This window comes from Methylobacterium ajmalii (genome assembly GCF_016613415.1).
In the GTDB taxonomy this organism is placed as follows: Bacteria; Pseudomonadota; Alphaproteobacteria; order Rhizobiales; family Beijerinckiaceae; genus Methylobacterium; species Methylobacterium ajmalii.
In genome coordinates this window covers 1-4466 of record NZ_JACWCT010000178.1, presented here as the reverse complement: position 1 = coordinate 4466, position 4466 = coordinate 1, and the positions used below count along the sequence as shown (strand labels likewise).

Sequence of the window (4466 nt, the reverse complement as noted above, 5' to 3'; positions counted from 1 at the left end):
GAACGCCGGCGCCGCCGCCACCCGGTGCCGCGCGCCGCCCCCCCGCCCCTCGGCGCGGCCGTCGAGACGGCGAGCGCCGGCGTGGTGGTGTTCGAGGCGCTGGACGACGCTGTCGTCGAGGATACCGCGGCGCTCGCCCATTATCCCGCCATCACCGTGCCGGGGCCGCTGGTCTGGGCCTGGTGGCGGATGCCGACCTTCGTCGAACTCGTCGAGACGGTGCCGGCGGCCGCGGCCGACGCGCCCGGCCGCGGCTGGTGGCCCGCCACCCGCGCCGGCCTGGAGGAACGCCGGCGCCGCCTGCGCGAGACCGCCCGCGCCCAGAAAACCCGGGCGCGGAAGGATACCCGGGGGAAGGCGAGCGCAACCGTGCAAGTGGGGGCGGATCGCGACGACTCGTGACGCAGCCAGTTCTGGCTATCGGGCGCGCGGCCGTGCACGCACCCGAGGTTGGAGCGGAGCCTGTTTGGCCTGATATGCCGATCTCACCTCGCCTCCACGTTTGTCAGGAGATGCCAAGCGATCGAAAACACATGATCTTCAGAGCCTGTTTGACCGATGGATATTCTATCCCATCAGAAACCTCATCCTGAGGTGTTGGCGATCGGAAATCGCACGCGATCTCTGATCGCCAGCATCTCAGGATGAAGTGGAGGGTAGGAGAAAAACCCCTTGAGATCGTGTCGTCGTAACTCAAACAGTCTCTGAATAGTTTGCTCATCAACCGCTTGTATAATTTGATGTTTTATTCGAGATAATATCGTAAATTTAGAGACATGTCTTAATTTCGGGCTAAAAAGTCGCACGCAAGTATCCGGCGAAACTACCTTTATCCGGATCGAGAAGCTACCGATCGCCCTTGACCCCGTCGCAGCTGGTTTCCTGGGCGGCGCAGATGCCGCGTACCCACATCCGCCTTTCCTCCTGCGGCGTGCCGTAGGCGATCTCGGCCCATTTGCCGCGGCAGTCGGTGACGGCCAGCCAGTCCCTCGGATGGGTGAGTTCGCCGAACCGGTAGACGACCTCGGAGGCGGGATCGGGTCTCGAGAAGCCCTTGGCGGTCTGGAGCTGGAAATAGATGGCCCGGCCCGGGATCCAGCCCGTCACCGCCAGGGGCACGTCCTCGACGTCGTCGGCCTTGACGGTCGGGACGTAGACGGCGTCGATCCGGAACCAGCCGCCCTCAGCCTCGACGATGGCGAATTCCGGCCCGCGCCCGGAGTACAGGCCGCCCTCGTACGCCACCGCGGGCGGCAGCCGGCCGACGATCGGAGCCTCGGGCGACGGGCCGGCCCGCACCGGCACCCCGCCCGCCTCCGTGACGATCGACCATCCGCCGATCGTGCACGTGTTGGAGCCCGCCTGCGCGGAATCGGACATCGCCCCGATTGTCAGGAGCAGGATCGCAGCCAGAGATCGCGTCATCGCGCGCCGTCCGAGGAATATCGCAGCCATCGGACCGGAAGGCTACGGGACGCGCCCCGGATGACGCAAGGTCGTGGCCCGACGGAGGTCGTCGTCCCTCGTGCGGACGGCCGTTGCCTCGGCGCCGGACGTCGAAGCCGCCCGGCGAAGGTCCCGTGACTTCCCCCGAAAGCAGGATCGCTTGGAAGCAAGCGTCCTCAGAACTTGCCGCCGAGGCCGACCGAGCCACCCGAGCCGATCGTCGGCGAGAAGCCGCCGCTGCTGCCGCTCGGACCGCCCTCGCCCTCGATCTCGTCGCGGCGGATGCGCCGGGGCGGGGCGCTCAGGGTGTCGCCGGAGGCGCGGGTGCTCGTCGGCACGTTGAGGCGGCGGGTCGGCTCGGTCGCGGCCTGGGCGAGGTCGCCGCTGCTGCGGGCCGGCAGCTTCACGTCGCCGCGCAGGGACGGCGGCGGACCGACGTCGCCCGCCGGCAGCACGCCGCCGACCTGGCCGAGGGGATTGCTGATGCAGCCGCCCGCGAGCGCGGCCACGGCCGCGACGAGGCAGGCTCTGGACAGGACGGACATCGGCACTTCTCACATCTGACGTCTGAGGCGCTCCCGCTGCGGACGGGGAGCGATGGTGCATGAAGCTCTAATGGCCGGGGCGCCCGAAGGCCAGCCGCCCCGCTTGCCCGCCGGGGAACCCCGGCGCTTTGCCGGGCTTTCGTGCTCGGCTGCAACAGAGGGCGCCCGCCATGATCCGGAACCTGATCTTCGACATCGACGGCACCCTGCTCGACAGCGTCGATCTCCACGCCGCCGCCTGGGCGGAGGCGTTTCGCGAATTCGGGATCGAGGCCGACGAGGCCCACATCCGCGGCCAGATCGGCAAGGGCGGCGACCAGCTGATGCCGGTCTTCGTGCCGAAGGAGCGCCTGGCGCGCGACGGCGAGGCGATCGAGACCTTCCGCTCGACGCTGTTCAAAGAAAAATATCTGCAGAGGGTCCAGCCGTTTCCCGGCGTGCGCGCCCTGTTCGAGCGCCTGAAGTCGGAGGGCCATGTCCTGGCGCTCGCCTCCTCCGGCAAGGCCGAGGAGGTGGAGCGCTACCAGGAGATCGCCGGCATCCGCGATCTCGTCGACGTGGCCACCAATTCCGACGAGGCCGACCGCTCGAAGCCGCATCCGGACATCTTCGAGGCGGCCCTTGACAAGCTCGGCCGTCCCGCCCGCGGGCAGTCGGTCGTGATCGGCGATTCGCCCTACGATGCCGAGGCTGCCGTGAAGGCCGGGCTGCCGGTGATCGGCGTCCTGTGCGGCGGCTTCCCGGAAGCCCTGCTCGGCGAGGCCGGCTGCACGGCGATCTACCGCGATCCGCAGGACCTCCTCGACGGCTACGACAGCTCCATCCTGCGCCGGGGCGTGCCGTAGGCAGGCCGGGGCGGGAGGCCTCGGCGGGGAGCCTTGCGGGATGGGGAAGGCCGTGCGAATCGTGCGGACCCCATGCCGACAGGATATGGTCCATTGCCCGGCTCGCGCCGTCTCGCCGCCCTGCCCCTGGCCGTCGCGCTGCCGACGGCGGTCCTCGCCCAGCAGCCGGGTCCCCCGAGCGCCGACGCCTCGGACTTTGCCCGGATGGAGGCGGCCCAGAACGCCGCCAACGCCGTCCCGGGCCCGCGGGCGGTGCCGGGACGGCGCATTCCGGTCCCCGGCACGGTGAGTCCCGAATTCCAGGCGGCGATCGCCGCGCCCTACCGCGTGCCGGCCTGGAATGCCGACCCGGGCAGCGCCGCCGAGTGGAAGGCGCTGGTGGCCAAGCTCGCGGCCCAGACCGCCGCGCCGCTCCCGGCCCTGCGCGAGCGCCTCGGCGTCGTCTCGACCCCGGAGGTGATCGGCGGCGTCAAGGCCTGGATCATCGCCCCCAGGGAGGTGCCGGAGCGCAACCGGCACCGGCTGCTCGTCCACATCCACGGCGGCGGCTACGTCTACAACCCAGGCGAGGCCGGCACCCTCGAGGCGGTGCTGATGGCGGCCTTCGGCGGCTTCACGGTGATATCGTTCGATTACCGCATGCCGCCCGACGCCCCCTACCCGGCGGCGATGGACGACGCCATGGCGGTGTGGAAGGCCGCGCTCGCCCTCCAGCCCGCCGCCAACATGGCGGTGTTCGGCACCTCGACCGGCGGCGGCATGGCGCTGGCCCTGATGCTGCGGGCCAAGCGCGAGGGCGTGCCGCTGCCCGCCGCCATCGCGCCCGGCACGCCGTGGTCCGACCTGACCGAGACCGGCGACAGCTACAAGGCCAACGAGTGGCTGGACAACGTGCTGGTCTCCTACGACGGGGTCCTGACCCGGGCCGCCAAGCTCTACGCCGCCGGCCGCGACCTGCGCGACCCGCAGCTCTCGCCGATCTACGGCGACCTGCGCGGCCTGCCGCCGACCATCCTGACCACCGGCACCCGCGACCTCTTCCTGTCGAACACCGTGCGCACCCACCGCAAGCTGCGCCAGGCCGGGGTCGAGGCCTCGCTCCAGGTGTTCGAGGGCATGAGCCACGCCCAGTACCTGTTCGACCCGGATGCGCCCGAGACCCGCGAGGTCTTCGGCGAGATCGCGGCGTTCCTCGACAGGCATCTCGGAACCGCGCCCAAGGCGCCGTGATGGAACTCTGACGAAGCCCCGGCACCGATTCCCGTGTCGCCAGCCGGCGCGACGCTCGAGCGAAGCCGAAATCCGCGTTGCGAAGCCGTCGATCGGATCTCGCGATCGGATCTCGTCTGACGCATCGCGAGGGGCCGCGACCGGCGGCCCCTCGCCTCGTGCGATCCGGCTCAGGCGGCCCGCACGGTGTCGAGGAAGCGGTGCACTTCGTTCGAGAGGTGCTCGGACTGGCGCGACAGCTCGGAGGCCGAGGCGAGCACCTGGGAGGCCGCCGCGCCCGTATCCTCGGAGGCGCGGGCGACGCCCGCGATGTTCGAGGTCACCTCGCTCGTGCCGCTCGCGGCCTGGGAGACGTTGCGGACGATCTCCTGCGTCGCCGCACCCTGCTGCTCCACCGCCG

Annotated in this window: 4 protein-coding genes and 2 pseudogenes; 3 read left to right on the top strand and 3 right to left on the bottom strand. The window is 70.4% G+C overall.

Translation table 11 applies throughout. The features are described 5' to 3' along the window. A pseudogene (locus tag HPY23_RS30780) lies at positions 1-402 on the top strand (hypothetical protein); the annotation flags it as partial. 444 nt (positions 403-846) lie between these two features. Here the strand turns inward: HPY23_RS30780 and HPY23_RS30775 are convergent. Beyond that, positions 847-1425 carry a hypothetical protein gene (locus tag HPY23_RS30775; protein ID WP_091884646.1) on the bottom strand — a complete coding sequence of 193 codons (579 nt, stop codon included), beginning with the start codon at positions 1423-1425 and terminating at the stop codon, positions 847-849. Between the two features lie 197 nt (positions 1426-1622). Next, positions 1623-1991, bottom strand: coding sequence for a hypothetical protein (locus HPY23_RS30770; protein ID WP_060848656.1), 369 nt, complete (start codon positions 1989-1991; stop codon positions 1623-1625). A 170-nt stretch (positions 1992-2161) separates the two neighbouring features. Between HPY23_RS30770 and HPY23_RS30765 the strand changes: the two genes are divergently transcribed. After that, complete coding sequence (locus HPY23_RS30765) at positions 2162-2836, top strand: HAD family hydrolase (RefSeq protein ID WP_175539906.1); 675 nt, start codon at positions 2162-2164, stop codon at positions 2834-2836. Between the two features lie 72 nt (positions 2837-2908). After that, positions 2909-4066, top strand: coding sequence for an alpha/beta hydrolase (locus HPY23_RS30760; protein ID WP_175539907.1), 1158 nt, complete (start codon positions 2909-2911; stop codon positions 4064-4066). 170 nt (positions 4067-4236) lie between these two features. On the opposite strand, the pseudogene HPY23_RS30755 reads toward HPY23_RS30760, so the two are convergent. Continuing rightward, positions 4237-4466: pseudogene (locus HPY23_RS30755) on the bottom strand (methyl-accepting chemotaxis protein); the annotation flags it as partial.

What these genes read in the sequence shown, in the direction of transcription:
- HPY23_RS30775 (WP_091884646.1), bottom strand. Translation starts at nt 1,425, where the DNA reads ATGACGCGATCTCTGGCTGCGATCCTGCTCCTGACAATCGGGGCGATG.
- HPY23_RS30770 (WP_060848656.1), bottom strand. Translation starts at nt 1,991, where the DNA reads ATGTCCGTCCTGTCCAGAGCCTGCCTCGTCGCGGCCGTGGCCGCGCTC.
- HPY23_RS30765 (WP_175539906.1), top strand. Translation starts at nt 2,162, where the DNA reads ATGATCCGGAACCTGATCTTCGACATCGACGGCACCCTGCTCGACAGC.
- HPY23_RS30760 (WP_175539907.1), top strand. Translation starts at nt 2,909, where the DNA reads ATGCCGACAGGATATGGTCCATTGCCCGGCTCGCGCCGTCTCGCCGCC.